General features: G+C 51.4%; 27 protein-coding genes, 1 tRNA gene and 2 pseudogenes. 9 read left to right on the forward strand and 21 right to left on the reverse strand.

What is annotated here, in order from left to right:
* The first annotated feature begins 9 nt into the window (after window positions 1–9).
* From ACMXD4_RS16365 to ACMXD4_RS16395, 7 genes are all read left to right on the forward strand, one after another.
* Complete coding sequence (locus tag ACMXD4_RS16365) at window positions 10–672, forward strand: hypothetical protein (protein WP_171694653.1); 663 nt, start codon at window positions 10–12, stop codon at window positions 670–672.
* A 108-nt stretch (window positions 673–780) separates the two neighbouring features.
* On the forward strand, window positions 781–1002 hold the full coding sequence (locus ACMXD4_RS16370; RefSeq protein ID WP_415878777.1) for a helix-turn-helix domain-containing protein: 222 nt from the start codon (window positions 781–783) through the stop codon (window positions 1000–1002).
* 2 nt (window positions 1003–1004) lie between these two features.
* The gene (locus ACMXD4_RS16375; protein ID WP_415878778.1) at window positions 1005–1304 is read left to right on the forward strand and encodes a hypothetical protein; all 300 of its coding nucleotides are present in this window, start codon (window positions 1005–1007) and stop codon (window positions 1302–1304) included.
* The gene (locus tag ACMXD4_RS16380; protein ID WP_415878779.1) at window positions 1301–1591 is read left to right on the forward strand and encodes a CHC2 zinc finger domain-containing protein; all 291 of its coding nucleotides are present in this window, start codon (window positions 1301–1303) and stop codon (window positions 1589–1591) included. The genes ACMXD4_RS16375 and ACMXD4_RS16380 overlap by 4 nt, the downstream gene beginning before the upstream one ends.
* Complete coding sequence (locus ACMXD4_RS16385) at window positions 1588–3753, forward strand: DUF3987 domain-containing protein (RefSeq protein ID WP_415878780.1); 2166 nt, start codon at window positions 1588–1590, stop codon at window positions 3751–3753. The genes ACMXD4_RS16380 and ACMXD4_RS16385 overlap by 4 nt, the downstream gene beginning before the upstream one ends.
* Before the next feature lie 157 nt (window positions 3754–3910).
* Window positions 3911–4057 carry a hypothetical protein gene (locus ACMXD4_RS16390; RefSeq protein ID WP_415878781.1) on the forward strand — a complete coding sequence of 49 codons (147 nt, stop codon included), beginning with the start codon at window positions 3911–3913 and terminating at the stop codon, window positions 4055–4057.
* A gap of 3 nt (window positions 4058–4060) precedes the next feature.
* On the forward strand, window positions 4061–4294 hold the full coding sequence (locus ACMXD4_RS16395; protein ID WP_415878782.1) for a hypothetical protein: 234 nt from the start codon (window positions 4061–4063) through the stop codon (window positions 4292–4294).
* Between the two features lie 954 nt (window positions 4295–5248).
* Here the strand turns inward: ACMXD4_RS16395 and ACMXD4_RS16400 are convergent.
* From ACMXD4_RS16400 to ACMXD4_RS16500, 21 genes and pseudogenes are all read right to left on the reverse strand, one after another.
* Window positions 5249–5324 (reverse strand) — tRNA-Thr (locus ACMXD4_RS16400).
* 73 nt (window positions 5325–5397) lie between these two features.
* Entirely contained in the window at window positions 5398–6240 is an 843-nt protein-coding gene (locus ACMXD4_RS16405; RefSeq protein WP_415878783.1) for a sulfite exporter TauE/SafE family protein, read from the reverse strand.
* The gene (locus tag ACMXD4_RS16410) at window positions 6241–8691 is read right to left on the reverse strand and encodes a heavy metal translocating P-type ATPase (RefSeq protein ID WP_415878784.1); all 2451 of its coding nucleotides are present in this window, start codon (window positions 8689–8691) and stop codon (window positions 6241–6243) included.
* Between the two features lie 69 nt (window positions 8692–8760).
* Window positions 8761–9375, reverse strand: a complete 615-nt coding sequence (locus tag ACMXD4_RS16415) for a hypothetical protein (RefSeq protein WP_415878785.1) — start codon at window positions 9373–9375, stop codon at window positions 8761–8763.
* Window positions 9376–9465: 90 nt separating this feature from the next.
* Window positions 9466–9762: a hypothetical protein gene (locus ACMXD4_RS16420; RefSeq protein ID WP_415878786.1), complete on the reverse strand. Its 297-nt coding sequence runs from the start codon at window positions 9760–9762 to the stop codon at window positions 9466–9468.
* A gap of 18 nt (window positions 9763–9780) precedes the next feature.
* Window positions 9781–9966, reverse strand: a complete 186-nt coding sequence (locus ACMXD4_RS16425; RefSeq protein ID WP_033157280.1) for a heavy metal translocating P-type ATPase metal-binding domain-containing protein — start codon at window positions 9964–9966, stop codon at window positions 9781–9783.
* A gap of 178 nt (window positions 9967–10144) precedes the next feature.
* The gene (locus ACMXD4_RS16430) at window positions 10145–10354 is read right to left on the reverse strand and encodes a hypothetical protein (protein WP_064009365.1); all 210 of its coding nucleotides are present in this window, start codon (window positions 10352–10354) and stop codon (window positions 10145–10147) included.
* Between the two features lie 278 nt (window positions 10355–10632).
* The gene (locus tag ACMXD4_RS16435) at window positions 10633–11853 is read right to left on the reverse strand and encodes an aspartate kinase (RefSeq protein WP_415878787.1); all 1221 of its coding nucleotides are present in this window, start codon (window positions 11851–11853) and stop codon (window positions 10633–10635) included.
* A 176-nt stretch (window positions 11854–12029) separates the two neighbouring features.
* Entirely contained in the window at window positions 12030–12386 is a 357-nt protein-coding gene (locus ACMXD4_RS16440) for a PIN domain-containing protein (protein ID WP_415878788.1), read from the reverse strand.
* A gap of 124 nt (window positions 12387–12510) precedes the next feature.
* Window positions 12511–13625: pseudogene (locus tag ACMXD4_RS16445) on the reverse strand (IS5 family transposase).
* 198 nt (window positions 13626–13823) lie between these two features.
* Window positions 13824–14042, reverse strand: coding sequence for a hypothetical protein (locus ACMXD4_RS16450; RefSeq protein WP_415878789.1), 219 nt, complete (start codon window positions 14040–14042; stop codon window positions 13824–13826).
* 424 nt (window positions 14043–14466) lie between these two features.
* On the reverse strand, window positions 14467–15219 hold the full coding sequence (locus tag ACMXD4_RS16455; RefSeq protein WP_415878790.1) for an HNH endonuclease: 753 nt from the start codon (window positions 15217–15219) through the stop codon (window positions 14467–14469).
* Between the two features lie 90 nt (window positions 15220–15309).
* Window positions 15310–15507: pseudogene (locus tag ACMXD4_RS16460) on the reverse strand (hypothetical protein); the annotation flags it as partial.
* Entirely contained in the window at window positions 15453–15812 is a 360-nt protein-coding gene (locus ACMXD4_RS16465; protein ID WP_415878791.1) for a DUF262 domain-containing protein, read from the reverse strand. The pseudogene ACMXD4_RS16460 and the gene ACMXD4_RS16465, both read right to left, overlap by 55 nt.
* A gap of 633 nt (window positions 15813–16445) precedes the next feature.
* A complete protein-coding gene (gene alaS, locus ACMXD4_RS16470) occupies window positions 16446–19049 on the reverse strand; it encodes an alanine--tRNA ligase (protein WP_415880844.1) in 2604 nt (867 codons plus the stop codon).
* A 148-nt stretch (window positions 19050–19197) separates the two neighbouring features.
* Complete coding sequence (locus ACMXD4_RS16475; RefSeq protein ID WP_415878792.1) at window positions 19198–19518, reverse strand: type II toxin-antitoxin system RelE/ParE family toxin; 321 nt, start codon at window positions 19516–19518, stop codon at window positions 19198–19200.
* Window positions 19515–19733, reverse strand: a complete 219-nt coding sequence (locus ACMXD4_RS16480) for an addiction module protein (protein WP_171694640.1) — start codon at window positions 19731–19733, stop codon at window positions 19515–19517. Before ACMXD4_RS16480 ends, ACMXD4_RS16475 begins: the two co-directional genes overlap by 4 nt.
* A gap of 81 nt (window positions 19734–19814) precedes the next feature.
* Window positions 19815–20330 carry a regulatory protein RecX gene (locus ACMXD4_RS16485; RefSeq protein ID WP_415878793.1) on the reverse strand — a complete coding sequence of 172 codons (516 nt, stop codon included), beginning with the start codon at window positions 20328–20330 and terminating at the stop codon, window positions 19815–19817.
* Window positions 20293–21345, reverse strand: a complete 1053-nt coding sequence (gene recA, locus ACMXD4_RS16490) for a recombinase RecA (protein WP_319960662.1) — start codon at window positions 21343–21345, stop codon at window positions 20293–20295. The genes ACMXD4_RS16485 and recA overlap by 38 nt, the downstream gene beginning before the upstream one ends.
* 88 nt (window positions 21346–21433) lie before the next feature.
* Window positions 21434–22696: a cobyrinate a,c-diamide synthase gene (locus tag ACMXD4_RS16495; RefSeq protein ID WP_415878794.1), complete on the reverse strand. Its 1263-nt coding sequence runs from the start codon at window positions 22694–22696 to the stop codon at window positions 21434–21436.
* Between the two features lie 122 nt (window positions 22697–22818).
* Window positions 22819–23550 (reverse strand): hypothetical protein, encoded by a 732-nt coding sequence (locus tag ACMXD4_RS16500; protein ID WP_415878795.1) that lies wholly within the window; start codon window positions 23548–23550, stop codon window positions 22819–22821.
* Window positions 23551–23908: 358 nt separating this feature from the next.
* Here ACMXD4_RS16500 and ACMXD4_RS16505 point away from each other — a divergent pair, with 358 nt between their 5' ends.
* Both ACMXD4_RS16505 and ACMXD4_RS16510 read left to right on the forward strand, forming a co-directional pair.
* On the forward strand, window positions 23909–24382 hold the full coding sequence (locus ACMXD4_RS16505; protein WP_171694636.1) for a hypothetical protein: 474 nt from the start codon (window positions 23909–23911) through the stop codon (window positions 24380–24382).
* A 378-nt stretch (window positions 24383–24760) separates the two neighbouring features.
* On the forward strand, window positions 24761–26875 hold the full coding sequence (locus tag ACMXD4_RS16510; RefSeq protein ID WP_415878796.1) for a RelA/SpoT family protein: 2115 nt from the start codon (window positions 24761–24763) through the stop codon (window positions 26873–26875).
* Window positions 26876–26945 lie beyond the last annotated feature (70 nt).

Below are 26945 nucleotides of genomic sequence, written 5' to 3' on the forward strand. Positions count from 1 at the left end.
GATGCTGAGATGGCAAAGCCCAAAAAAGACGTTGTTTACTTAGGGTATCGGGGAAGCAAACCGTATAACAACGAGCAAATCATCAAGGCCCTGTATGCTGGCGACCCACCGCCCTATGACCGGGAGCTTTTGTTTGGGTATTTAGCGCGAATTCTTGAAAATCAATCCGAACACGACCCTGAAACTTTCGCCGCTGCCTGTGCTTTGCGTGATGCCTTGGTTGGAGTGGATTTAATGAAACAAGTCGGGATTAAGTGGAAAAAAATCACCGAAAAGGACGAGCGCGAATTGTTACACCACCCTGCGACATCGATTGTTAGGGCGGCATACAATAACGAATTTCCCCACGATGGCAAAAAGCCACGCCAACATGCAGTTGCTGAGCTGGTCAAAATGTTTGGCTATTCAACGCGAAGCGCGGAAACGTTTTTTGACAAGGTAAAAACATCAGCCAAAACCACCGCAAACACTTTTAAAACAATGTTTGAGGCTGGCGGGCTTGAATACAAAGAAAGGAAAACCCTTGAACAGTCAATTGAAAATCAAATCGGGGAAATGCCTACTGGAAGCATTAACACCAGAAAAAACATAGAGCGAGTTATGGAGTTGACCGGCCAAACCTACCGAGACGCACAAGCCATTTACCATAAGACGCGCAACAACAAGCAATAAATAAGCCACCACTACCGAAGCAATATATAGCCATTTTTGCTTCGGTGAAAACTTAGCCCTTAACTCTGATTATGTGACCATCTAAACCAGCCTTTAGGAGGCTTTACGATGGCTAAGACCACCCAACCCAACCAGCCCCAACCAAATGACCCGCTACGCAGCAACGCGGAAGCGGCTGCAATTCTAGGCGTAACCACTGCAACCATGGACGTTTGGCGCTCAACAAAGCGCTATGCAATCCCGTATATCAAAGTTGGCCGCCTGGTGAAGTATCGGCAATCAGCGCTTGATGCTTTCCTAGAGTCACGCACCCATGGCGCGGAGGCTTAACAATGGCAACATCACTTATACCAGCCACCCCCGGATTCAATGCCCTGACCCTATGCACTAACAAAGCCGGCAGATTGAGCTATCAACGTGAAAGCGTCATTGCCTGGCATATCAGCGAAACCGATAGCATTGAACAAGACCGCCCTAGCCTTTCACCTTTTCCGGTGCTGCCATTAGAAGGCGTTTTAATTGACTTCGACGCAATCGAACACCCTGCCGGCGCAGTACAAACCGAATACAAAACCTTTAAGGACATAGCCGAATGGTTAAGCTACGAAGAAGCCAAGAGGGCGAAACCATGAAACCTAACGCCAACGACATCAAAAGAGCAATCAATCCGCCCGACTATTACCGCGTGGCCCTGCCTGATGTACCGCTAAAGCGGATCGGCTGGAATGATGGCGGCCTTTGCCCGTTTCACGGCGACAACGAGCGCGGATCGTTTCGCGTGAACACCCAAACCGGCGGTTTTAAATGCTTTTCTTGCGGCGCTGCGGGCGGCGACGTGATCGCGTTCGAGCAAAAACGTCACGGCCTAACCTTTCCGGAAGCCCTGGAAAAGTTGGCGCGGGAATGGTGGCTCACATGATCCAGTTACCCAAAACCTACAACAACAAACCTTTGCTGTTTGCCTGGACATACAACGACGCAAAGGGCGAAGCTTTGGGCGTGGTGGGCCGGTATCAAGTCGAAGGCAGCAAAAAAGATGTTGTGCCATTTTTCCGGCGGCGCGGCGCTGACTGGACACCCGGCATAGATGCCAACCCCCGGCCTTTGTTTGGCCTAGATCGATTGGCGGCACATGACAAAGCCAAGGCGGTTTTTATTGTTGAGGGCGAACCGTGCGCCACGGCGCTGCAATCTATCGGCCTTTGCGCCGTCACCAGCTTAGGCGGATCGCAAGCGGCAAAAAAGGCCGACTGGACACCGTTAAACGGCTTCGGCGCTGTCTATATCCTGCCCGACAACGACGAACCCGGCGAACGCTACGCCGCAGACGTGGCCGAATGCTTGGCAGCCTTGCCGCAACCGCCCAAGATTAAAACTGTTCGTTTGCCTAACCTGGACAAAGGCAGCGATGTGGTGGATTGGTTGGAAGGCTGGGTAAGCGGCTGGGATCGCTTCGCACCGATTGACAGCGGATTACATGAGGCCTTGCAAGCTAAGCTGCGGGAAATTATCAGCCAGCCAAGCACCAGCGCGGTGACTACTGGCAACCCAGCCGAAGGCGGCACAAGCTGGAACAGCCCCGGCGAAATCCGGCCCAAAATCCCACCCGTTAAGCCCATGGCCCCGGAACTTATACCCTCGCCTTTCCGCGATTGGTTGGCCGATGTTTCGCATAGGATGCAAACCCCGGCGGATTTTCCGGTAATCAGTACCATAGTGATTTTTTCCAGCGTGATCGGCGCCGGCTGCGGCATACGCCCGAAACAGCGCGACGGCTGGGAGGTAATTCCCAACCTTTGGGGCGCGTGTATCGGACGGCCTTCGGTATGCCTGAAAAGCCCAAGCATGAAAGAGGCGCTAGGCATACTAGACCGCCTACAGTTTGTCTTTGGCGAAATATTTGAACGAGAGAAACGGGAATCCGACTTTGACGGCATGGTGAACAGCTCAATTCAGAAAGACTTAAAAGCCAGACTTGATAAGGAAGCCAAAAAACAAACCATGGACAGCCGCGAACTTGATTTAATGCGGGCCGAATTCCTGGAAGCCGAAGAAAAGAGCAAGCAACAACCGGCGCGGCGGTTATTCAAGACCAACGAGACCACCATACAAAGCATGACAGCCCTGCAAGCACAAAACCCGCGCGGCTTGATGGTGTTTCGCGACGAACTGACCGGCTTGCTGGTTAAGTGGGATCGAGAAGACGGAGCCGACGAACGCGCCTATTTTCTGGAAGGCTGGAACGGCAACGGCGCTTATACAGACGTGAAGATTGCCAGAGGCGTGACCGAGGCAAAACAAATCTGTATCAGCCTGTTAGGCGGCATCCAGCCCGACAAGCTAAAAGCCTACCTGCACCAAGCCCAACAAGGCGGCAACGATGGCATGATCCAGCGCCTACAGCTTGCTGTGTGGCCGGATGAGCCGAAAAACTGGCAACTGATCGACACCGCGCCGAACCGTGAACACAAACACGCGGCGTTTGTGATCTTGCAAAAGCTGGCAGAAACCGACTTTATCGAATTCGGCGCAAGTTTTGACCCGGAACACGACGACCGGCCTTATTTCCGTTTCGATGAATACGGGCAAGCGGTGTTTTTTGCCTGGCTGACCGAGTTGCAAACCGTCAAGATACCAAGCGAGGAAAATCCCTTGATGGTGGAACACTTCGGCAAGTTTCGTTCTCTAATGCCAAGCTTGGCGCTGATTTTCCACCTGATCGACATTGCCAGCGGCAAACCCGCCGGGCCGGTAACGGAAACGGCGGCCCGTTTGGCGGTCACCTGGTGCGATTATCTGGAAAGCCACGCCCGGCGAATCTATGCCATGGCGGAAAGCCCGGAACAGGAAGCGGCGGTAAGGTTGGCCGGCAAAATCAAAGCCGGCGGCCTGCCTAACCCTTTTACAACCCGCGACATTGACCGCAAAGGCTGGCACGGCTTAGACAAAGGCGCACCGATAAAAACGGCGCTGGACATCTTGATAGATGAAGGCTGGCTGATCGAGCAACCGCCCGAAATGCCAAGCGTAGGCCGGAGGCCTTTGCCAAGTTATCACATTAACCCGTTGGTTATCCGCTGATCGACCACGAACACCCGCCCAAAACCAACCGGCCTAGGCCGGTTTTTTTTCGCCTTCGGTTTTAGCGACTTTGCCGGCGGCACTGGTGCCCAGTTGAGCGGCTGGCCTTTTGTCGGTTTAGTCAGTTTTGTCGGTGGGGGGTGGCCCGCGTTTTCGCGTGAATAGGCCAACCCCAACCGGCGGCCATGGTGGACCGCAATCGGGCGCGGGGGCCTGGTGGCTACCATCCATGCAACACAAACGAGGCAGCGAAGCCTTGGGCGGTCTGGTGGCCTTGCCTACTATGCCTTACCCTGTCGGCTGATCGATGACCGGCGGCGCTGGTGCCCAGTTGAGCGGCTGGCCTTTTGTCGGTTTAGTCAGTTTTGTCAGTGGGGGTGGCCCGCGTTTTCGCGTGAATAGGCCAACCCCAACCGGCGGCCATGGTGGGCCGCAATCGGGCGCGAGGGCCTGGTGGCTACCATCCATGCAACACAAACGAGGCAGCGAAGCCTTGGGCGGTCTGGTGGCCTTGCCTACTATGCCTTACCCTGTCGGCTGATCGATGACCGGCGGCGCTGGTGCCCAGTTGAGCGGCTGGCCTTTTGTCGGTTTAGTCAGTTTTGTCGGTGGGGGGTGGTCCGCGTTTTCGCGTGAATAGGCCAACCCCAACCGGCGGCCATGGTGGACCGCAATCGGGCGCGGGGGCCTGGTGGCTACTATCCATGCAATACAAACACGGCGACACCGGCGCACACTATTAGCATGTGGCTTTTTGTATTTCCAAAAAATCACCCAGCGAAAATATAGCTAGGGCGACGCAAAGGGCCGGGTAAGCCCTAGACTTTTGACCCGCCCCTACCCGGCGGGCCTTTGGCGTCGGTTTTGTCGGTGCTTATATAAAAAGACTATATTAGTATTCTATTATTATTTTTATATAACAAAAACTTATTATGGTTCTAGTGGGCTTTTTCTATTCAATAACCCGTTAGCGAAAATGTAGCTAGGGCGACGCAAAGGACCGGGCAAGCCCTAGACTTTTGACCCGCCCCCACCCTTTAGGATCGCTGCCTGGTCTGATTGCTTATACCTGACCTGATCCACATACAACCCAACCAAGCCAACGCGGCGGCGCTGATCCTGGTTGCTTGTGCCTGGTGGCAAGGTATCAGCTATCGATGGCCGGCGGGCCGGGGGATCAATACCAAATAAAACGCGGCGCCCCCCCTACCGACAAAACTGACTAAACCGACAAAAGGCCAAAGGTGAGTATTGATGGCGGGCGGTAGTTGCCTGGACTGATCGACATACAACACAGCCAAGCCAACAAGGCGGCGCTGATCCTGGTTTCTTGTGCCTGGTGGCAAGGTATCAGCTATCGATGGCCGGCGGGTCGGGGATCAATAACGAATAAAAACGTGGGCCGCAAAACAAAACTTTTTCGCGAAGCCGTAGCACCAGCGTAGCACCAATAAAAAAGGCCTAGGTGAAAAAACACCTAAGCCTTTGATATATATGGAGCTGGCGATGGGACTCGAACCCGCGACCGGCTGATTACAAATCAGCTGCTCTACCAACTGAGCTACACCAGCAATTCATTCGCGCATTATACCTGTAATTTCGAACTTTTCCAGCACTAAGTTCGATCAACTCGCCGAATTGCAATCACACACCTTGAATACTGCTCAGCATGCTGCCGATGTAATTGAGGGTTTCGTGCAGAAAAACGATTAGTTCATCAAGTTTATCCTGCACAAACACCAGAAAATGACTGTGGTTGAAGTTTTGATCTTTGTAAAAACTCAAACCGTTGTTAATGGTATTGGCCCCCATTAACAGCATGATGAACGCCGCCGCTTTCAACATTAAACCTCGTAATTTCACACTCATTTTGCCGAAGGCGACGCTGATAAACAGCATCATCGGTAAAGTCCCTACTCCAAATGCCAACATCAACGCGCCACCCTCGAGCAACGTAGCAGCCGTGGTAGCTTTCACGGCCATAGCAAACGTCAACATACAGGGCATCAAACCATTCAATAGGCCAGCGATAACCGAACCTAGTAGGGGCCCTTTTTGATTCGCCGCAGCATAGCCTTTGCGTAATACTTGCATGGGAATCAAGCGTATCGAGCCTTGCCAAGGTATCCAGCCCAATACGCCCAGCGCCAACACAATGACCACCGTGCCCATCAACATTTGCAAGATACTTTGGATTTTGCCGAACAAGCCGCTGGATACCAGCACTACGCCCAAAGAAGCAGCCAATACGCCGATCAGGGTATACACGGAAATGCGAGCGGCTTGATAGGCAATATAAGGTAGATAACTGCGGCTTTTCCCAGCTCGCATGAAGTAACCGGATACTAGCGCCCCGCACATCCCCAGGCAGTGCCCGCTACCCAAGAATCCGGCAACGAACGCCAGGGAGTAATCAAATCCCGTGGCCGCAGCCATTTCGATCATGCCGTGCATGGCATGATCCATACCTTCCATATTGTGTTCCATTTATTTGTTCAATCGAAGTGAATTGACGATGACAGACACCGAGCTCAAGGCCATCGCCGCGGAGGCGATCATCGGATTGAGCTTGCCCAGTGCCGCCACCGGTATCGCTATAGTGTTGTAACCGAACGCCCAGAATAGATTTTGTTTAATGACGCGAATGGTAAATGCGCTAAGTTCGATAGTATCCGTGACCTTGCCTATATCACCTTGCACCAGCGTCAGATCGGCTGATTCGATGGCAATGTCCGTACCGCTGCCAACTGCAAAGCCAACATTGGCCGCGGCCAGCGCCGGCGCATCATTGATACCATCACCTATCATGCCGACATTGTGCCCTTCATCCTGCAACTGGCGAATGATTTGCAGCTTTTGCTCGGGCTTGGCATTAGCGACTACATCCGCGATGCCGACCGTATCCGCGATGCAATAAGCGGTTCTTTCGGTATCGCCAGTGACCATCATGGTTTTAATACCCAATTCGTGCAGCCGCGCAATAGCGGCTGCAGCTTCCGGGCGTGGATTGTCGGCAATCGCGAATATAGCCGCTTCCTTCCCGTTGATCGCCATATAAACCGGGGTTTGCCCTTGATCAGCAAAATTGTCGGCTTGCTCTACTAAGCGGCTTACATTAACTTGCTGATTTTCCAGCCAGGCCCGATTGCCCAGCAATAATTTATAACCGTCTACCTCGGCGCGAATACCGTGACCGGTTTCGCTATAAAAATAAGCACAATCCTGTAACTCGACACCCGCGTCGCGGGCATAGGCCACCACGGCTTTGCCGAGAAAATGCTCGGAGTTGTTTTCGGCGGATGCCGCCAACATGATTACCTTGTTTTCAGCCAGACGAGATAATTTATAGACCTTGCTTACCCGGGGTTTGCCTTCTGTGATGGTGCCGGTCTTATCGAAAACAATGGCATTCAATTTACTGGCGATTTCCAGACTTTCGCCGTTGCGGATATATACACCCTGCTTAGCGGCTTGACCCGTGCCGACCATGATAGCCGCCGGCGTCGCCAGTCCCAACGCGCAGGGACAAGCAATCAACAAAACGGTGATGGCATTACCGAAAGCAAACGCAAACGGCGCGACGGCCAACAGCCACCCCACCAGCGTTGCACCGGAAATCGCCATCACCGCCGGCACGAACACTGCCGAGATTTTATCGACCTGTTTTTGAATCGGCAGCTTGGCGGCCTGGGCTTGATCGACCATATGCACAATACCCGCCAGCACCGTATCCATGCCTACCGCCGTGGCCTTGACATGCAATACGCCATTGCCGTTGACACAACCGCCGATCACGGCATGGCCGACACTTTTCACCACCGGCATGCTTTCGCCGGTGATCATTGCCTCATCGACCGTGGAAAGACCAGCAATCACCACGCCGTCGGTGGGAATTTTTTCACCCGGCCTGACCAGCATCACATCGTCGATCTTAATTTCGTCTACATCGATGCTGCGCTCGCTGCCGTCATCTGCCAGTAAAGTCGCGGTTTGTGGTTGCAAATCCACCAACTTGCGGATCGCTTCCCCGGCTTTGCCTCTGGCCCGTTCTTCAAGATAACGCCCCAGCAACACAAAGGTGATGATAGCGGCGGCGGCTTCGAAATACACATGCCCGCGCCGCCGGAACAGGGACGGAATACTGTAGCCGTAAGCGGAACCCACGCCCAGCGCGATCAAGCTATCCATGTTGGCCGCGCGTTGTTTAGCCAGCCGATACGCCTTGCTGAAAAATTGCCAGCCTGTGCCAAATACGACTTGCGTGGTCAGCGCAAACTGCAACCAATGCATCCAGGTTCGGCCGCCCATCATCATGGCTATCGTCACCACGGGTGTGGTTAACAGCCCTGCCCATACAAATCGACGCCGGGCTACGTCAATTCGTTGCAACTCCTTTTCGATGAGCTTCTTCCGCTGCGACAGCGTGTCGATGGGCATGGCGCTATAACCCAGTTTTTCGATTTTATCGATCACCTCCGCCTTGCTGATCTGGCCCTGCACCGTCACGGTTTCGGTGGCAAAATTGACACCGGCTTTTTTAACCCGTTCGTCGCGGTTCAAGACCATTTCGATCAACAGCGCGCAGGATGCGCAACTCATGCCTTGCACGGCCAAATCAACTTCTTGCAACGGCCCGTCGAATGCTTTTTTCTTGTCTTTTTTTAACTCAGTCTGCTTTAACGCGATATTGCCCAACACCGCGTCCAACATAATCAGCAAGTTTTTTGCCGGCAAACGATTAGAATCGAATTCGATGACTACCGAACCGATTTCAAACACCGAGCGCACACTTTTAATTTCCGGGCGCTTTTTCAGCAAGATTTCCAAAATATAGCCACGCTCCGGGTCGTTAAGCAACACCGGCGTAATGATCCGAATCCGATTTTTTAGCTGATGTCGAACGGAAAAATGCGCGTAGTTTAGAGTATCGGTTTCCATGGGCGACTGAGGATTTGATGGACTAGCGAGCCCATCCTATGGAAATCATAGGATGGGCGTTGACAATCTCTACTTGGGCCGGCGCGAACGTACTAATAAGAAAAACATATAAAACACCGCCATCCACTCGTAACGATGCACGATGGGTTTGACTAACCACTCCTGCGTGATGCGGGTCCAGTGGGTTTTGATCAAATACAAGACCAGCACATCGTTCAAGAAATCTATCGTGGCTTTTTCGGGATCTTTAAACAGGGCTTTCGGGCCTTTGGTACTGACTTTGCCGATAATTTTGGCCGCCTGTACCGTTTCCTTGCCGGCTTGATATTTATCATTGAACCAGCCACCAATCCGGGTGCCTTTCAAGCGCTTTTTGATGCCGAGAACAGACTTTTTAGCCTTCTCCGCTAACGGCTTACTGTCGAAATAACCTTGCTGTTCCAGCTCGGCAAGAATTTGAAACAGCTGTGCCGCCAAACTGGTAAAGCCACAGACAGCCCCATCGTATCGGATTGATAATTTACCCTGCCCGCGATAAAGTTTCACTGATTGGACGCCATTAATTGCGGCAAGCTTGGTGCTGATTAAGCTCGCCGCAGTCGGTTGACAAGCTTGCGCGGGCACCTGAAAACGCACATGACCGTCATGGCGGTAACGTAGTACAAATTCTTTTTGGATAGCCATAGTCAACAGGGAAAAGTAAAACGGGCGGTCCTGCCATGGCAACGACCACCCGTTTCAAGTTACAGCCAAATGTCCAAGAATCGAACGGGATTAATTGCCTTCTTTCGCTTCGGCAACGATGTCTTCGAGGTTTTCTTTTTGATGCAATACAAAATCCTTGCCGGCATCAATCGTTTTTGTGGCGCCGGAAATAATTTCCTTTCTGTATTTGTACACAAAATAGCCCGCCACCATGCCTGCACCGAACACCAACAGAGGGTGTTTCGCTAATTTAGTCATCAATTTTCCTCCAGTGTTTACAGTTGCAGTGGCTAGTGTACCAGCCACCACCTGCTTAGTCATGGATGAATCGTTCGAGCTCTTCTTTGGGTTGTGAACATGTGCCATATGCGTCCTCGTTGCTGGTTAAGACTGGGGCTGGGTTGAATCGTCGGCGTCTTCAGGTAAAACCTGTGCCTCGTGCAACATTTGATAGATTCCCTTGCATCCCTCGCAGCAAAAGCGCTTGTCGCCTTGCAGGGTTTTTAATCTAAACCCTTCCACTTCAACAGCTAGCCCGCAAAGATCGCAGCTTTTCTTATTATCATCCATTGTTACACGAACTCACTTATTACCTGTGCACATGTGCGGATTATAGCGCCTAAATAACCTTGGTAAACACGGCACGAGCGAAAACAAAATCATACGCTGACAAGGCCAGAGCAAGCAGGAAATGATCGATCACTCTGAAGCTGACCAATCAATACATCCGCTGAGGTAGCGACTGCGATCATCGTTTGCCGTGCGCCGCTCGGCTGGATGCCTTCATCAATGCAATTCTCAGTGCGCCAGTCAAACTCGCGCTCAAACCAAGACGCATCGCCAAGGCTGGCACCAAAATCATCGACGCCACCGCCAAACCTGCCCCCAACATCAAGCCGGCTGTATTGATTTGCTGTGCCACGACTTCTTGATTTACAACGATTAATTCTTGAGCCATTTAGATACCTCACGCAGAAAAAATTAAAAATCCACCGGAGGTAAAAAGCATAAAGAATGCCAAAATATAATCGTTTGATTATATTGACTAAAAGTAAATGCCTTGTAAAAAACCAGAAAAAATCAGGGAAATGCCTCGTTATTTTTAAGTTATTTAACATAGTTTTTGTAAAGAGCATTCAAAAAAAATCCCCAGCCTTGTATCTGAATACGATACAAAAATCTGGGGATTTATTGACTCTCTAGCGCTCGCAACGAGCAAACATTAGAGTGCCGGAACTACTCCTGATCGAGACCAAACGCTTTGTGTAACGCACGCACCGCCAGTTCCAGGTACTTCTCGTCGACCACCACGGAAATCTTGATTTCGGATGTCGAGATCATTTGGATATTGATACCCTCGTCGGCCAGCACTTTAAACATGGTGCTGGCGATACCGGCATGCGAACGCATACCGACGCCGACAATCGACACTTTGACAATGCTGTTATCGCCGATCACCGTGGTATTGCCGCCCAGGTCGGCTCGCAAACCTTCCAACACCTTTTGTGCGCGCGCGAAGTCGTTGCGGTTGACGGTAAAGGTAAAATCCGTGGTGCCATGCGCGGAGATGTTCTGCACAATCATATCCACTTCAATATTCTCGGCGGCGATCGGCCCCAGGATTTTCGACGCCACGCCCGGCAGATCAGGCACGCCGGTCAAGGTCAGCTTGGCCTCGTCCCGGTTAAACGCGATGCCTGAAATTAACGCTCTTTCCATTTCTGATTCCTCGTAGGTAATTAGGGTGCCGTTGCCTTCCATAAACGAAGACAACACGCGCAATTTGACATTGTATTTGCCGGCGAACTCGACCGAGCGGATTTGCAAGACTTTGGAACCCAGGCTGGCCATTTCCAGCATTTCTTCAAAAGTAATGCGATCCAATCTGCGAGCTTTTGGCACCACGCGCGGGTCGGTCGTATAGACGCCGTCCACGTCGGTATAGATATGGCATTCGTCGGCTTTCAAAGCCGCCGCCAAAGCTACGCCGGTGGTATCCGAGCCGCCACGGCCAAGCGTCGTGATGTTGCCATGCTCGTCCACGCCCTGAAATCCGGCCACCACCACCACTCGACCAGCGTCCAAGTCGGCACGCATATTGGCTTCGTCGATCTCCCGAATCCGCGCCTTGGTGTGCGCGCTATCGGTCAGAATGCGCACCTGGGCGCCGGTATAGGATCGCGCTTCGCAACCGAGCTGATGCAAGGCCATCGACAGCAAAGCGATGGTGACTTGCTCGCCGGTGGACAGCAACACGTCCAGTTCCCGGTCGGTCGGCTGCGGCTGCAACTCTTTTGCCAAGGCCACGAGGCGATTGGTTTCGCCGCTCATCGCCGACACCACCACCACAATCTGATCGCCCGCATCGCGGGCTTTTTTGACTTTCTCGGCGACCGCCTTGATACGTTCCACCGTACCAACGGAAGTGCCGCCAAATTTATAGACGTACAATGCCATGTTTTTATTGACCTTTTGGCTTTTATTACTCCCTCGCCTTGCCGGAGAGGGTTGGAGTGAGGAAAATCGAATGCGATCTCTTCATTAGGATTTTTGCTTACTTGGCGATTTATTGTTTGATGTCGCCAAGAGAACGGACAATTTTAACGCGAGATACCTATTTAGCCGATGCAAAATTATCCGACGTCGTCGGCTGGTAAAAAGAACGCATCAAAGCCGAGTGAGTCAAGCCCCATTCGCAACTGCTTGTCGCCGGTCCATAACAAGCCGCCCATTTCAATGGTCAGCGCAACAAACAACAAATCCTTAGCGTCCACATCTTTCACCAATGTCCACGCTTTTTGTAAAGCTTCGGCCGAGATACTATTTTCATCGAAGAAATCAATATGTCGGATCAATTCATAAAGCAGCTCTAGGACTTCATCCTGGGTGTGTTTACTGACCGCGCAGATTTTTTCCTTGTATTTGAACAGTTCGACAAAGCCATATTTAGCAGGCTGGTGAAAAACCCGCCGATATTTCCCCTTACCCACGATGTTCGTGATTTTTTCGAGTTGAAATCGGTCATGACATCGAGTTTCAAGCGTTTTGCCCCGGTTTCAAGGGCTTTTTATTCGCCTGAAGCCGTCTGTGGACGGTTTTCAGGCGAACTTCACCCTAGGCGGGTGCACTCCACGCCGGTTTCGGCGTGAACACCAATAGGTTGAGCATGCGCGTCAGGTTGTAGGCGGCAAAGCAAAACAAGGCCTGACCCGCGACTTTGGCTAAGCCGATGTGACGGGTTTTGCGCAGGCCGCCGACCGTTTTGACCCAGCCAAAGGCTTCTTCGACGATTTTGCGGCGCTTGAGACTTTGGGCGTAACCTTTGCCGCGCGCGGTGCGGCCGTCGACGGCACTGCCAATCTTTTTGCGGGCCACATGGGCTTTGATATCACGGGACTCGAGTCCGTTGACGAACGCCGGTTGGTCATAGCCTTTGTCGGCACCGACGCTGCCACCTTGGGGCACGCGGCGTTTGATCATTTTTTGCGCGGCTTCGATTTCGGCGGTGCCGGTGGCTTGTGTGGTTTCGACATCGACAATCAGGCCGTTGCGATTCTCGGACAAGGCATGGGTGATGTAACGCAGTTTGGCCTCGGTGTATTCGCCTTTCTTGTAAAGCCGGGCTTCGGGATCGGTTGTACTTTGATGGGTGGCGTTGCTGCGCTTTTCGCCACTGAAGTCGATCTCGGGATTGCGGCCGGCGGGTTTGTCCGGGCCGCTGCCGTCTTTCTTACCCAAAGGGCATAAATGACGAAGCTTTTGTGCGAAGCCCAGGCTTCAATGAGGCTACCGTCGACGCTGAAGTGTTCGTCGGACACCAGATTTTGCCATTCGGCTATGGCCAGTACCCGCTCAAAAAATTCGCGACTCAGGGCTTCAGACAACAGACGTTCGCGGTTGGCACTGAACACTGTGCGTTCCCACACGGCGTCGTCGATGCCCAGACCGACAAACCAGCGAAACAACAGGTTGTAGTCCAGTTGTTCCATCAACTGACGCTCGCTACGGACCGTATACAGGACTTGTAACAGCAAGGCGCGCAGCAGTTTTTCAGGGGCAATCGAGGGACGGCCTGTGTGCGAGTAACGCTCGGCAAAGACGGCATCCATAGAGGCCAATACGCCATCAACCAGTAGCCGTAAACGACGCAACGGATGCTGTTTGGGAATACGGTCTTCCAGGCTAACATAGCTGAACCAGCTGTTTTGAATGGCATCGTGTCCGCGCATTGAAAGGCTCCAAATTTAGGTAGCCTATTTTAACAGTTGGCCCCTCATCTATGCCTTAGCTTACTTGGCTTTTCGAGTTTTTCACCAGCCTGTTAGGCATTAATAGGGGCTGCTCCGAGCGCAACAGTAATGTGGCTATTTTGGAGTTTTTATTCACCAATGCCGAAAAAACGATATTGGTATCGACAATCACCGGTTTCATTTAATTTTTGCCAGAAACCTTTCTTGATTATCCCGCCACCAATTTTCTTTCAGTTCATTATCAAACGAGCTTGCGTCGTCATCGGTCATTTGGCTTTTTGAAATCAGCTCTTTAACGCGCAGCATTCCAATCAATTTTGTCAATTCATTCGCCGATAGAAACTCTTTGGAGAAACTTAAATTGACTGTTTTGTCTGTGGCTTGGTAAGTCAACATAATTAGGGCCTATGCTTTAAATAATGTGTCGATATTATTTTAATATCGGTTCTCGGACCGACAGCCGAGATACTTTCTTTTGCGTCGCCAAAAGAAAGTATCCAAAGAAAAGGCGACCCGGACGCCGCTTATTTCCTCCGCTCCTCGCTTTTGTAGAGGGTCGACAGAAGGGACTCCTGTCCCTCTGTCGGCGTGCGGCATCCATGCCGCACCCCTACGGGCTATTCTCTACAAAAGCTCCGGTGCTCGGCGCGGCATACGGGACAAAAACCGTCCCAATATGTACAACTAACCAGATAACACTTCAATTCCAAATGTAGAGTACGCATCAGGAACTAATTCCCAAACCTTCCATTTAACAAATGGTACACGATGCCCCCTAATTGACTTGGCTTCAAGTTTTTCAAATCATCCCAATAGTTAATCAAATCGTTTCATTTCTTGATCTCGCCCAATTACAATCTCTATGAGTCAGCCTAGCATTTTCTGGAATTGTTTTACCTCCCATCCAATACTGCTTAATGTGATCAATTGCGGCATCATCAATTGATTGAATTCTCTGCTGACATATTGAGCATGTTTGATCAATACTCATCATTTCTTCTTTGAGTTTAGATGAAAAGCAACGAGGCTCTTTTTGACCAATACCAAGAATACCTTGCAAGGTTATACGCCACTTGTCAAACCTTGTTGTAACAGCCTGAACAGAACTAGTGGAAAGCTCTATCGAATCGATAAAACCTTGATCTTCCGTCATTAAATGAATTAACGCCTCTTTAATTGAATCCAGATTTTGAAAAACCTTATTTTTATCTTCTTTTGCAAAAGAATACATCAATATATCATATAGGGATGTATTGAACTTTTTTGGTTCCCAATAACCGTTTGGTTGACCAATGCTACCTTTATAAAAGCGCTTGAAAGCATTTTTATCAAGGAGCGAACGAATTATCAAACACGAGTTTTTGAAGGCGACCTTTAATTCCAATAATTCCTTATCTGTTATATCACGCTTTTCCTGCGCTTCACTATTGAGGAAATTTCGTATTGGTGCTTTATAGTTGAGATATGTTTTGTGGTAAAACGCGCAGAACCGCAAGACAAGCTCTTTGTCTTTCATTCGCTTGTCTGGAGCTTTCAACCCGCAGATATACATAAAATCTGAATCTGATGCCATTTCCTTAAGCGCAATATTGAAGTTGCCACGATATAGACAATTTCTCAATTCCTGATCATTAAGTTGAACAGAACCTGTATTTAATCGCTCGAAAATTTCAAACTTTAAATTCTCACTAGAATCTTTTAGAAAGGTTATCGCGCGAATTTTGTAGTAACGAATTTTATCCTGAAGTTCCTCGGTTAGTTCGCTAAATTTCTTGCCGTTTAAATCTGAACATACGGTTAATCCACTCAGTTTAAATAGCTTCCCATCTGGAAACGCACCATCGATGAAGGAAAAAAAGATGTTAAACGCTGCTGTCCATCAATAACATATTCCTTTCCATCCTTCTCCTCTGATAGATAAATAATGGGAAGAGGAATAAGCAAGATTGCTGATTCTATTAATTTGCTTGCTTTAGTTGAATCCCAAACATATTGACGTTGAAAATCCGGTTGTAAAACAAGGCGCCCTCTCTTTTGTTTATGGTAAAGGGAATCAATTTCTGGATCACCACTAGCTGTAAAAACTCTACTGTTTTTTTGAGGCAAAAATAAATCTTCTTCTATTTCATCATCGAAAATTAAATTCAAATCATCTTCATTCGGCATAGAACTCTCTTTATTTTTCTTGTGAAATTTGCAACTTAGAATGTAGGCTGAGTAGAGCAACGCGAAACCCAGCCTACAAAAACCAACCTTAACTTAACGATTGCCGTTCCGAATTGTTGGGTTACGCTATCGCTAACCCAACCTACATTGGAGGCGGGTTTTGTCCCGTATGCCGCGCCGAGCACCGGAGCTTTCGGCGGGATTAGCCCACAGGGGCGATGCAGGGATGCATCGCGTTGACGAAGGGGCAGGAAGCCCCTTTCGGCAACCCCCGTCAAAAGCGAGGAACGCAGGGAATAAGCGGCATCCGGGTCGCCTTTTCTTTGGATACTTTCTTTTGGCGATGCAAAAGAAAGCATCTCGCCCGTCGGTGCGAGAACCGACTTCAAAACAATCCGTCGCGATAGCGACACATCACCGCCAGAAATGCCTATCGGCCTAATTCAAGCCTACAAACCCTATCGTTGCGATCCCGAACATCTTCGGTATTGGCAGCTTTCAATAGGCCGCGTAATTGTTGCAAAGTAAGCAACTCAGCTTGATTTGACTTAAGCAAGTCCATCCTCTGTTTTAGAATCGCCCTATGCCAATTCGGAGACCTAGTTTCTGCATTTGTCATAGCCTTCTCCGAAATTAACCAGGCAAACGTTCCCTCACCCACTCCGGCACCGCAGCCAACGCCGCCGGCAATCCAGCCGGATCATTACCCCCAGCCTGCGCCATGTCCGGCCGACCACCGCCTTTACCACCGACTTGAGTAGCGACGAAATTGACTAGTTCGCCCGCTTTGACCTTGTCCATCGCATCCTTGGATACGCTGGCAATCAGACTGACTTTGTCACCGCTGACCGCCGCCAAGACCAAAGCTGCGCTGCCCAATTTGTTTTTCAACTGATCGGCCAAGTCGCGCAAGGCTTTTGGGTCGACATCGTCCAATTTTACGGCCAGCACTTTCACGCCGTTGACATCGACGGCTTGACTGGTCATTTCGTCGCCGGCCGAACTAGCCAGCTTCGCTTTGAGTTTTTCCAATTCCTTTTCCAGGCCGCGAGTTTTTTCCATCAGCTGATGGACTTTGTCGGCGGCTTTGTCCGGTGCGGCTTTCAGCAAACCGGCGATGCTGAGCAGGGCTTTTTCGCGCTGGTCGATCCAATCCAACGCGCCTTGACCAGTCACGGCTTCCAGACGTCTGACGCCAGCCGCGACACCGGTTTCGCCGACGATTTTGAACAAGCCGATGTCGCCGGTGCGTTGCACGTGGGTGCCTCCACACAATTCGGTGGAAAATTCGCCCATCGTCAATACCCGCACTTCATCGCCGTATTTCTCGCCGAACAAGGCCATCGCGCCGGCTTTCACCGCATCGTCCTTGGCCATGATTTCGGCGGCAACCGCGTTGTTTAAACGAATCTGTTCGTTGACCAAGCGTTCGACGGTAGCAAGTTCCGCTGGCGTCATCGGTTCGAAATGCGAAAAGTCGAAACGTAAGCGCTCGGAATTGACCTGCGAACCTTTTTGCTGAACATGCTCGCCCAAGGTCGCCCGCAGCGCGGCGTGCAATAAATGCGTCGCCGAGTGATTGCGCTCGGTGGCTTTGCGGATTTCGGCATCGACGCTGACTTCGCAAGCTTGGCCTTCGCTGAGCGTGCCGCGCAACACTTTACCTTTATGCAGGAACAGCTTGCCGCCCTGTTTCTGGGTGTCGTGAACTTCGAAAACCGCATCGCCACATTCGATCCGGCCGGTATCGCCCACTTGGCCGCCGGACTCCGCATAGAATGGGGTTTGATCCAGAATCACCACACCTTCGTCGCCGGCTTCCAAAGCTTCGACCGGTTGGCCTTGCTTGAACAAACCCAGAATCCGCACCGAACCGTCCAGATGGAAATAGCCGGTAAATTCGGTGCTGCTGTCGTGTTTGATGTCTTGGTCGTAATCGGCCGCGAAGCTACCGCCGGCCCGCGCCCGGTCGCGCTGCGCAGCCATTTCCACTTCGAAGCCGGCGTGATCGACGCTGAGCTTGTGTTCACGGGCGAAGTCGGCAGTCAAATCCACCGGGAAGCCGTAGGTGTCGTACAACAAGAACACTACGTCGCCGGGGATGACATGGCCGTCCAATTTGGCGACGCAGGCTTCCAGAATTTTCATGCCCTGTTCGAGGGTTTCCGCAAAGCGCTCTTCTTCTTTTTTCAGTATCCGCTCGACTTGTTCCTGGGCATTCGCCAGTTCTGGATAAGCCTCGCCCATTTCCGCCACTAGCGGCGCAACCAGTTTGTAGAAGAAGGTATCCTGAATACCCAAGCGGTAACCATGACGAATCGCCCGGCGGATAATTCGGCGCAGTACGTAACCGCGACCTTCGTTCGATGGCAACACGCCGTCAGCGACCATGAAGGCGCAGGAACGAATGTGATCGGCGATCACGCGCAAGGAACTATTGGCCAAATCCGTGGTGCCGGCTAAATGCGCGGCGACTTTTAACAGGTTTTGGAACAGGTCGATTTCGTAGTTGCTGTGCACGCCCTGCATCACCGCCGAAATCCGTTCCAGGCCCATGCCGGTATCGACCGATGGCGCCGGCAGCGGCGTCAGGTTGCCGTCCTTGTCCCGGTCGTATTGCATGAACACCAAGTTCCAGATTTCGATATAACGGTCGCCGTCTTCGTCCGGGCTGCCGGGAGGGCCGCCGGCCACGTGTTCGCCATGATCGTAGAAAATCTCGGTGCAGGGACCGCAAGGGCCGACATCGCCCATCGACCAGAAATTGTCCTTGGCGCCGATGCGTGAGAAGCGCTTGGGATCGTGTTTGACGTCTTCCAACCAGATCGCTTCGGCTTCGGAATCTTCATCAAATACCGTCACCCAAAGTCTTTCCTTAGGAATGCCCAATTCCTTGGTCAAAAAATCCCAAGCAAAATGAATCGCGTCGCGTTTGAAATAATCGCCGAAGCTGAAATTACCGAGCATCTCGAAAAAGGTATGGTGGCGCGCGGTATAACCGACATTTTCCAAATCGTTATGCTTGCCGCCGGCCCGCACGCAGCGTTGACTGGTGGCGGCACGGGTGAAATCGAGCTTTTCCCGCCCCAGGAATACGTCTTTGAATTGCACCATCCCGGCGTTGGTAAACAACAAGGTCGGATCATTACCCGGCACCAGCGAACTGGAGGGACGCACGGCGTGGCCGTGTTGGCGAAAGAATTCCAAAAAGGCGGCCCGCAATTCGGCGCTAGTCATTTTTTTCATTGTGGTTACTTCAATGTTTTTCGTTTTAACAAATTGTTTGTAAGCATGTGCCGATGCCAGAGCTGCATCAATCGCGATCGATGCGCTTCACTTCGTTCAGCACATCCTACGGGCTCCGCGAATCCCAAAGCTATTAAAGTCAATCACCCCATCGCCTAATCCGCTCATTTTCCAAACGCGCTTTAATATTTATAGGGTCTTGCCGACAATCCAACACGGCATAAACAGAAACAAATTCATCATCGACAGTGTAATAAATCGCATACGGAAAGCTTCTTGCTAACAGCCGATGAAAGTCAGCAAACTTTTGGGGATGAATGCCGGCATAAAGAGCCAGCGAATCAATATCCGCATAAAGAGAGTCCAAAAAATAACGGCCGACGCCCTCTTGTTGCCGCTCGTAAAACTCAAAGCCATCCAGCAAATCAAATTTCGCGCTGTCAAAAATTCGAATTTTCATCGAATCCTATCTTGAATTTCCCGCTTTGCTGCTTCCCAATCCGTAAAACCAATCTCACCCGACTCCGCCAGGCGCTTTCTTTCCGCCAACAAATGACCATGCCAATCAGGTGATGAATAGTCAGCTGCTCGAGTGGATAAATCGTTCCATAGCTCTTCCATCATGCCAATTTTCTCGGCAACCGACATTTCTTTTAGCGGCAGTGTAACTTTCATAAATTCGCTCCCGAAAGGCCTAGCAGGAAACCGAGGCGGATCGCGGAATGCACGATTGGGTCCGCCAAATGCCAACTTAGTTTACTTTGCATGCGTATTGGCATCCGCTCTAGCCAATTTTATTTTCAATTCCGCAAACAAGCGCTTGATCATCTCGCCGCTGAAGCCGCGTTGCTGTAAAAAGCGACTGCGCTTCAACCATTCGTTTTGAGTCAGCGATTTTTCGTCGTCGTATTTACGCGAATACACATCCAGCAGCACATTTTGCCAGCCGCCTTGCTCCTCGGCGTGTGCATCCAGATCGGCGTCGTTGATACCGCGCTGTTGCAGTTCGTAGCGAATTCGCATCGGGCCATAGCCATTCTGGATGCGTTGTCGGACATAGCACTCGGCATAGCGTGCATCGTTTTGCCAGTTCTGCTCGGCTATCTGATCGATAACCGGTTCAACTTCGTCGCGGTCAAAACCGCGCAAGGCCAATTTATCCAGCAGTTCCCGGCGGCTATGTTCGCGCCGGGCCAACAACCTTAGGCAAACCGCTTCGATCTGTTGCCGGCGTTCAATCGCCGTCGACAAACTCGGCGTCGTCGTCTTCACTGACTGCGGCCGGTGCATTGGCTAACTTGGCAAAGGCTTTCTCACGAATCGCTTTTTCCAATTCGGCGGCCTTATCCGGGTTATCGCGCAAAAACTGCTTGGCGTTATCCTTGCCCTGGCCGATTTTCTCGTTGTTGTAGGCATACCAGGAACCGGATTTTTGGACGAAGCCAAATTCCACACCTAAATCCACCAGTTCGCCGAAGAAGGACACGCCTTCGCCATAGAGGATTTCGAAATCGGCTTGCTTGAACGGCGGCGCCACTTTGTTTTTGACCACTTTAACGCGGGTCTCGTTACCGATCACCTCGTCGCCTTTCTTGATCGCGCCGATGCGGCGAATATCCAGTCGCACCGAGGCATAAAACTTCAGCGCATTACCGCCGGTAGTGGTTTCCGGGTTACCAAACATCACCCCAATTTTCATCCGCAACTGGTTGATGAAAATCACCAAAGTGTTGGAACGTTTGATATTGGCGGTCAGTTTGCGCAAGGCTTGCGACATCAAGCGCGCTTGCAAGCCCATGTGCGAGTCGCCCATATCGCCTTCGATTTCGGCCTTGGGTGTTAGAGCGGCCACCGAGTCGACCACCACAATGTCGACCGCGCCGGAGCGCACCAACATATCGGTGATTTCCAGGGCTTGCTCGCCGGTATCAGGCTGCGAGACCAGCAAGTCGTCGATGTTGACGCCGATCTTTTGCGCGTAGATAGGGTCCAGCGCATGCTCGGCGTCTACGAAGGCCGCCGTGCCGCCCAGCTTTTGCATCTGGGCAATGGTTTGCAGCGTCAAGGTGGTTTTACCGGATGACTCCGGGCCATAAATTTCGATAATCCGGCCGCGCGGCAAACCGCCGACACCCAGCGCAATATCCAAGGACAGCGAACCGGTTGATACGACTTCGATGTCGCGGCTGGCAGCGACATCGCCCATCCGCATCACGGAGCCCTTGCCGAATTGCTTTTCGATCTGCATCAACGCGGCGCCCAGCGCCTTTTTCTTGTTTTCATCCATTTTAGTACCTGCTGTTGTCTGGCCGGTGAAAGCCGCACATTATCCCATAGACCCTGGCCGTGAAACAGTTTTAATCGTTCTGCAAAGCCTAGAAAAAACCGGCAGCAAGTTTCGGATTGAAAGAAAAATACAAGTGCAGATAGGAGGCTTGTAAGGAGCCGTTGCGGAAAAAGCCCTCGCCATGACCAAAGCTGCGTTGCGGCGAGGAAACCACAATCGGCTCCAGCGTGGTTTCCAGCTTGGAAAAATGAAAACTGTGACCGCGAATCTCGCCCTGCGCCAATTGCAGACTGTGCATACCCAAATTGGCCAAGCGGGTTTGCATGACTGCGCTGCCGGGTAACAAGCCTACCATCGCCGCTCGCTGGCCTTCTTTATCAGCCAGACTATCCAGCAAATACAAAAAGCCGCCGCATTCGGCATAGATGGCTTTGCCGACCTGATGATGCTCGGTTAAAGCCTGCTTCATCGCCAAGTTGTCGGCTAAAGCTTGCAGATGCAGTTCCGGGTAGCCGCCCGGCAAGTAAACGCTATCGGCCTCCGGCAAAGCACTATCAGCCAACGGCGAGAAGAACAACAGCTCCGCCCCCATCGCTCGCAAACAATCCAAATTGGCTTGATAAATAAACGAAAATGCCGCGTCGCGCGCCACCGCGATGCGTTTACCCTGCAACAAGCGTGGCGGCGGATCGGTGGAAACGGCGGCAAAGGCGACTGGCTCGGGTAACACACAGGGCGTAAAACTATTTAATAATTCCGCGGCCCGCGCCAGCCGGGTATCCAGATCACCGATTTCGTCGGCCTGCAACAAGCCCAAGTGCCGGGATGGTAAGCCGACTGCCTCGTCTCGACTCATCGCCGCCAACAAGGGCATGCCGGCTGGCAAGGCTTCTCGCAGCATCCTGGCGTGACCCGCGCTACCGACTTTATTGGCGATCACGCCCGCGAACGCCAAATCCGGCCGATAGTTCGCCAAACCAAATGCGACTGCCGCAAAGGTTTGCGCCATGCCCTGTGCGTCAATCACAGCGGCCACCGGCACCGCCAAAGCTTGGGCCAGATCAGCACTACTGCTGTCGCCATCGAATAAACCCATCACGCCTTCAATCAAGATCAGATCGGCTTCGCCGGCGGCGCGGTACAGCAATTCGCGGCAATGCGCCTCGCCCATCATCCACAAATCGAGTTGATAGACCGGCTGGCCGCTGGCGTAAGCCAAAATCTGCGGATCGATGAAATCCGGGCCGGTCTTGAATACCCGAACCCGACGGCTTTGCTGTCTATGATAGTAAGCCAGCGCGGCGGTGACGGTCGTTTTGCCTTGCCCGGAAGCCGGGGCGCTGATTAACATGGCAGGGCAATGCCGGACATTGGGTTTTGAATGCATAAACAGCGGGCTATGGAAATTTCAATCGGCCATTCTACCGTTTATGCAGACGGTTTAACCAATCCAGCCGGCTCGCAATCCGGCGTCTACTTGGCCGGTTCCTTGCGATAGAACCACATTTGATAAACGCTCAGCAAGATCTGCACCCCCATCGACAGGCCCATCAACGCACCGCTAAGCACTACCACATAGGCAAATTCGGAAATATGCTTGGTGACAAACCAGGACACCACGTCCAATAGCATTGCAAAAAACGGAATCACCAGCGCCACCCGCTTGACGTAAATATTCATGTCGCAGAGCAGAAAAATTTTGCCAATGAAAAACAGGATGAAGGCAATGCCGAATAAATGAATATGCGACACCCTGACCAGCGCCGGCGTCGACGCCCCGCCTTTATGCGCCACTTCCGCGACACCTTCGTAATGCGTCAGATTGGGCAGGCCCGGGTTGGCGGCCGGGTTATGACAGTGGATGCAGTCGCGGTTCAAAATCGGCGCAATTCTTTGCTCGTAAGCAGGCTGCCCCGCGCCATCCTGGATCCATTTCAAGATCACTTCCTTATCGCTTTTGTACTTCAGATTGGGCTCCATGATGCCGTTGATCGCCGCGCCCAGCCGCGATTGCGTGGTGGAACCGTGGTACATAATGATAATGTCGTCTATCGACAAACCGCGCTTGCCGTCGCGGCCTTGATGGGTGTAATACAAATTCACCAGGGCCATCAGATAGCCCAGCCCGATGGTCAACAGGAACACGGTGTTTAATATTTTCTCACTGGTGGAAATATCTCGAAAACGGCGATATTGCTTCGGCATAGGCAATTTAGAAAAAGGCAAAGTGGGCACGATCCATGGCGCTAGACTGGTGCTGCGGAAGCTTCCGGCAAGCCAAATCGGCTCCCCAGCGGCTCAATGGCATCAAACTGCTTTTAGAATAATCGATATGCAAATATTGATCTATGCCAAGTTCGCGGAAAAATCCTACCGGCGATTTTTATTTTTATCGCATAATCGACCATGGTTAAGCGCCAAGAGTGATTCAAGCTCTCAGAAGAGCACGTTCTGGTTTTGAATGAATTTTCCAACGTCCACTTTTGCTAATACCGCAAAATCAACGATGAAACCATCCCCAGCGCTTTAAGTCATTGGGGCATCCAACACAGCAGGAGAACATATGCGTACTTTATTACTTTCCTTACTTGCCGCTACCGCCTTTTACAGCAGCTTATCAACCGCTCAAGCCCAAGATTCCGCTAGCGTGGCAATTCCGGATAAAGTCAGGGCCAATATTTTGAAACGACACCCGCAAGCGCAGGACCTGAAAGCGACTCAGGAAACCCACTTTGGTCAACAGCTACTAGAAGTCAGCTTCAAGGATACGGAAGACGAATTGAAGCATGAGTTATTTAGAACCGACGGCGCGTTGTTTGCGAACGAAATCCTGCTGGACAACGGTCTAGAAATATCACCTGACGTGACCAAAGTGCTGGCCGATAACTTCCCCGGCTATAAGCTGCATAAGGCGGAATTGGTGATTAATCCGAACGGCGTGGGCGAAGAATACGAATTGTTTATTGAGGTGGGTGGCAGCAAATGGAAGGTGGCGGTCAACGACAAGGGCAAAATCACGGATAAAGATGCTTATTAATGGCTGTCTTCCCAGGCACTTAATGCTAAGAATCTTAGAATTTCCTGCCTGTTAACCGGGCACTTAAATTTTCCTGCTCCGTCATTCCCGCGTAAGCGGGAATCCATCTTGAAAACTCGGCCTAAGCATAAGCGTGAGCGACTATATTGAGGGCCGGCTTAATAAATCCGGCCATACTTGAGTGGTTTTCTTACTGCCTGAGTAGGCCGCTTGAGAATGTCCTGAATTTTGCCCAATAGCTTTGCCCGTATAGACACTCGGGGAACGCGGACGGGTAAAGCGCGTCGCTAGCCGTTTAATCTGACGCCTGGATTCGAACCCCAAGTTTCAGGAAATTCCCTATTTTCCGCTCCACCTCGCTAGTCTTACAATATTGGTATGACTCAAAATAATTCTTCCGTCAGCAAACTGTTTCCCGGGTTTTCAGACGCCGATAGCTTACAGATAAGCCAAGCTCTGAAGCTGGTCGAGCAACTTTCGGCGAACTGCAAGGACACTCTCCGCCCCAAAGGCGTCGATGTCGCCTCAATTTTAATGAGTGTGCATATCGATCTGGAAACTATTCTGGCGGCTCTGCTCAGCGATTCACGTGTTGCAGGGAAACTCAGCGACTCGACAATACGCGAGCAATTCGGACCGGTAGTCGCCGACTTGGTTAAAGACGTGAGCTGGCTGAATAATGTCAGCATTTACAGTACCGACATGGCAAACCAGCCCAATCAAGCCGAGATATTGCGACGCATGCTGCTGGCAATGACCCATGACGTGCGGGCGGTGCTGATTAAATTGGCTTTTCGTATTCAGCGGCTGCGCGGACTCCAACACGAGCAAGAAAATATCCGCCGCTTCATTGCCAGGGAAACCCTGGATATTTATGCGCCGCTCGCCAATCGCCTGGGTATTAATCAATTCAAATGGGAATTGGAAGACCTGGCGTTTCGTTATGCCGATCCTGAGCATTACCGCTTTGTCACCGACTCATTGGCTGTCAATCGGGAACAACGCCAAGCCTTTATTGAGCGGTTTTTAGCGGCACTTCAAGACCGTTTAAACCAGGAAGGCATACAGGCCAAGGTCTACGGTAGGCCCAAGCATATCTATAGCATCTGGAACAAGATGCGCCGCAAGCAACTGGCGATAAACGAACTGTACGACTTATTGGCAGTGCGCGTGGTGGTGGACAGTTTGTCGGCCTGCTACATGGTGCTAGGCTTGGCGCACAGCCATTGGCAGCATATTCCGCGGGAATTCGACGATTACATCGCCAACCCTAAGGAAAACGGCTATCAGTCCCTGCATACCGTGGTTTTGGATGAAGATGGCAATCGCATCGAAATTCAAATCCGTACCAAAGCCATGCACGACTTTGCCGAACTGGGTGTGGCGGCGCACTGGCGTTATAAAGAGGGCAGCAAGTTCAACGCCGCCACCGAGAAGAACATCGCCTCGCTTCGGCAACTGCTGGAAGACAAGGATAACGCCGACAGTTTGTTGGAAAACTTTCATACCGAGTTATTTTCCGACCGAGTATTCGTGCTCACACCGGCCGGTAAGTTGATCGACTTGGTCAAGGGCGCTACGCCGCTGGATTTTGCTTATGCCATCCATACCGAAGTTGGCCATAGCTGTCGTGGCGCCAAGGTTAACGGCCAGATCAAGCCCCTGACTTACACCCTATGTTCTGGGGAGCAGGTGGAAATTATCACCGTCAAAAATGGTCAGCCCAATCACAACTGGCTAAATCCCAACCTCGGTTACCTAAAAACCCCGCGAGCCATCAGCAAGGTAAAAAGCTGGTTCAAACAACAACAGCAAGCCGAAAATATTGCGGCCGGCAAATTGCTGCTGGATAAGGAAAGCAAGCGGCTAGGCTTGAAAACCGTCGATATCAACGAATTGTTAAGGCATTTTAAATTCGCGGATACAGAACATTTTTATGAAGCGCTAGGCCACGGCGACATCAACAACCGGCAATTGGCCGGCGCGTTGAAAATTCCGGAATTGGAACCAACACCGATCAAATTGGTGCCCAGCAAATCCTCTACGCAATCAGCGATTACTATCGATGACATTGATAATGTAGTGACCACGCTGGCCCATTGCTGCTCGCCGGTAAAGGGTGACGAAATTATCGGCTTTATCTCGCATAAACGCGGTATCACTATTCATCGCCGCGACTGCGAGAATATTCGGCATCTGTCGCCCGAGCAGCAATTGCAATTGTTGAAAGCCGATTGGAGCGGTCAACAAACCGTACATCACAGCGTACCAATTTTGATTCATGCCTTTAACGCGCAAAATTTGTTGAACGACGTTTCTCAGGTATTAGCCGCCGGGAAAGTACATATCAGCAACGCCTCATTGAAGACCCACGACGATTTGTCCGCGATTCTGAATATGACAATTCAAATCGAAAATACCGAGCAACTTAGTTTGGTGCTGGCACGTATCAGCCATTTGCCAAATATTATTGAAGTGAGAAGGAAAGTCTGACGCGCCCTGTATCAGCACTAATTCAACTATCCGGGAGACTTTTTTAGCGGCTCAGCAGAGGATTCATGCT

The sequence above is a fragment of the Methylomonas sp. TEB genome (assembly GCF_047777895.1).
Classification (GTDB): domain Bacteria; phylum Pseudomonadota; class Gammaproteobacteria; order Methylococcales; family Methylomonadaceae; genus Methylomonas.

Coding starts and splice junctions, on each gene's coding strand:
- ACMXD4_RS16365 (WP_171694653.1), top strand. CDS start 10: ATGGCAAAGCCCAAAAAAGACGTTGTTTACTTAGGGTATCGGGGAAGC.
- ACMXD4_RS16370 (WP_415878777.1), top strand. CDS start 781: ATGGCTAAGACCACCCAACCCAACCAGCCCCAACCAAATGACCCGCTA.
- ACMXD4_RS16375 (WP_415878778.1), top strand. CDS start 1,005: ATGGCAACATCACTTATACCAGCCACCCCCGGATTCAATGCCCTGACC.
- ACMXD4_RS16380 (WP_415878779.1), top strand. CDS start 1,301: ATGAAACCTAACGCCAACGACATCAAAAGAGCAATCAATCCGCCCGAC.
- ACMXD4_RS16385 (WP_415878780.1), top strand. CDS start 1,588: ATGATCCAGTTACCCAAAACCTACAACAACAAACCTTTGCTGTTTGCC.
- ACMXD4_RS16395 (WP_415878782.1), top strand. CDS start 4,061: ATGACCGGCGGCGCTGGTGCCCAGTTGAGCGGCTGGCCTTTTGTCGGT.
- ACMXD4_RS16405 (WP_415878783.1), bottom strand. CDS start 6,240: ATGGAACACAATATGGAAGGTATGGATCATGCCATGCACGGCATGATC.
- ACMXD4_RS16410 (WP_415878784.1), bottom strand. CDS start 8,691: ATGGAAACCGATACTCTAAACTACGCGCATTTTTCCGTTCGACATCAG.
- ACMXD4_RS16415 (WP_415878785.1), bottom strand. CDS start 9,375: ATGGCTATCCAAAAAGAATTTGTACTACGTTACCGCCATGACGGTCAT.
- ACMXD4_RS16420 (WP_415878786.1), bottom strand. CDS start 9,762: ATGGCACATGTTCACAACCCAAAGAAGAGCTCGAACGATTCATCCATG.
- ACMXD4_RS16425 (WP_033157280.1), bottom strand. CDS start 9,966: ATGGATGATAATAAGAAAAGCTGCGATCTTTGCGGGCTAGCTGTTGAA.
- ACMXD4_RS16430 (WP_064009365.1), bottom strand. CDS start 10,354: ATGGCTCAAGAATTAATCGTTGTAAATCAAGAAGTCGTGGCACAGCAA.
- ACMXD4_RS16435 (WP_415878787.1), bottom strand. CDS start 11,853: ATGGCATTGTACGTCTATAAATTTGGCGGCACTTCCGTTGGTACGGTG.
- ACMXD4_RS16450 (WP_415878789.1), bottom strand. CDS start 14,042: ATGTTGACTTACCAAGCCACAGACAAAACAGTCAATTTAAGTTTCTCC.
- ACMXD4_RS16455 (WP_415878790.1), bottom strand. CDS start 15,219: ATGGCATCAGATTCAGATTTTATGTATATCTGCGGGTTGAAAGCTCCA.
- ACMXD4_RS16465 (WP_415878791.1), bottom strand. CDS start 15,812: ATGCCGAATGAAGATGATTTGAATTTAATTTTCGATGATGAAATAGAA.
- alaS (WP_415880844.1), bottom strand. CDS start 19,049: ATGACTAGCGCCGAATTGCGGGCCGCCTTTTTGGAATTCTTTCGCCAA.
- ACMXD4_RS16475 (WP_415878792.1), bottom strand. CDS start 19,518: ATGAAAATTCGAATTTTTGACAGCGCGAAATTTGATTTGCTGGATGGC.
- ACMXD4_RS16480 (WP_171694640.1), bottom strand. CDS start 19,733: ATGAAAGTTACACTGCCGCTAAAAGAAATGTCGGTTGCCGAGAAAATT.
- recA (WP_319960662.1), bottom strand. CDS start 21,345: ATGGATGAAAACAAGAAAAAGGCGCTGGGCGCCGCGTTGATGCAGATC.
- ACMXD4_RS16495 (WP_415878794.1), bottom strand. CDS start 22,696: ATGTTAATCAGCGCCCCGGCTTCCGGGCAAGGCAAAACGACCGTCACC.
- ACMXD4_RS16500 (WP_415878795.1), bottom strand. CDS start 23,550: ATGCCGAAGCAATATCGCCGTTTTCGAGATATTTCCACCAGTGAGAAA.
- ACMXD4_RS16505 (WP_171694636.1), top strand. CDS start 23,909: ATGCGTACTTTATTACTTTCCTTACTTGCCGCTACCGCCTTTTACAGC.
- ACMXD4_RS16510 (WP_415878796.1), top strand. CDS start 24,761: ATGACTCAAAATAATTCTTCCGTCAGCAAACTGTTTCCCGGGTTTTCA.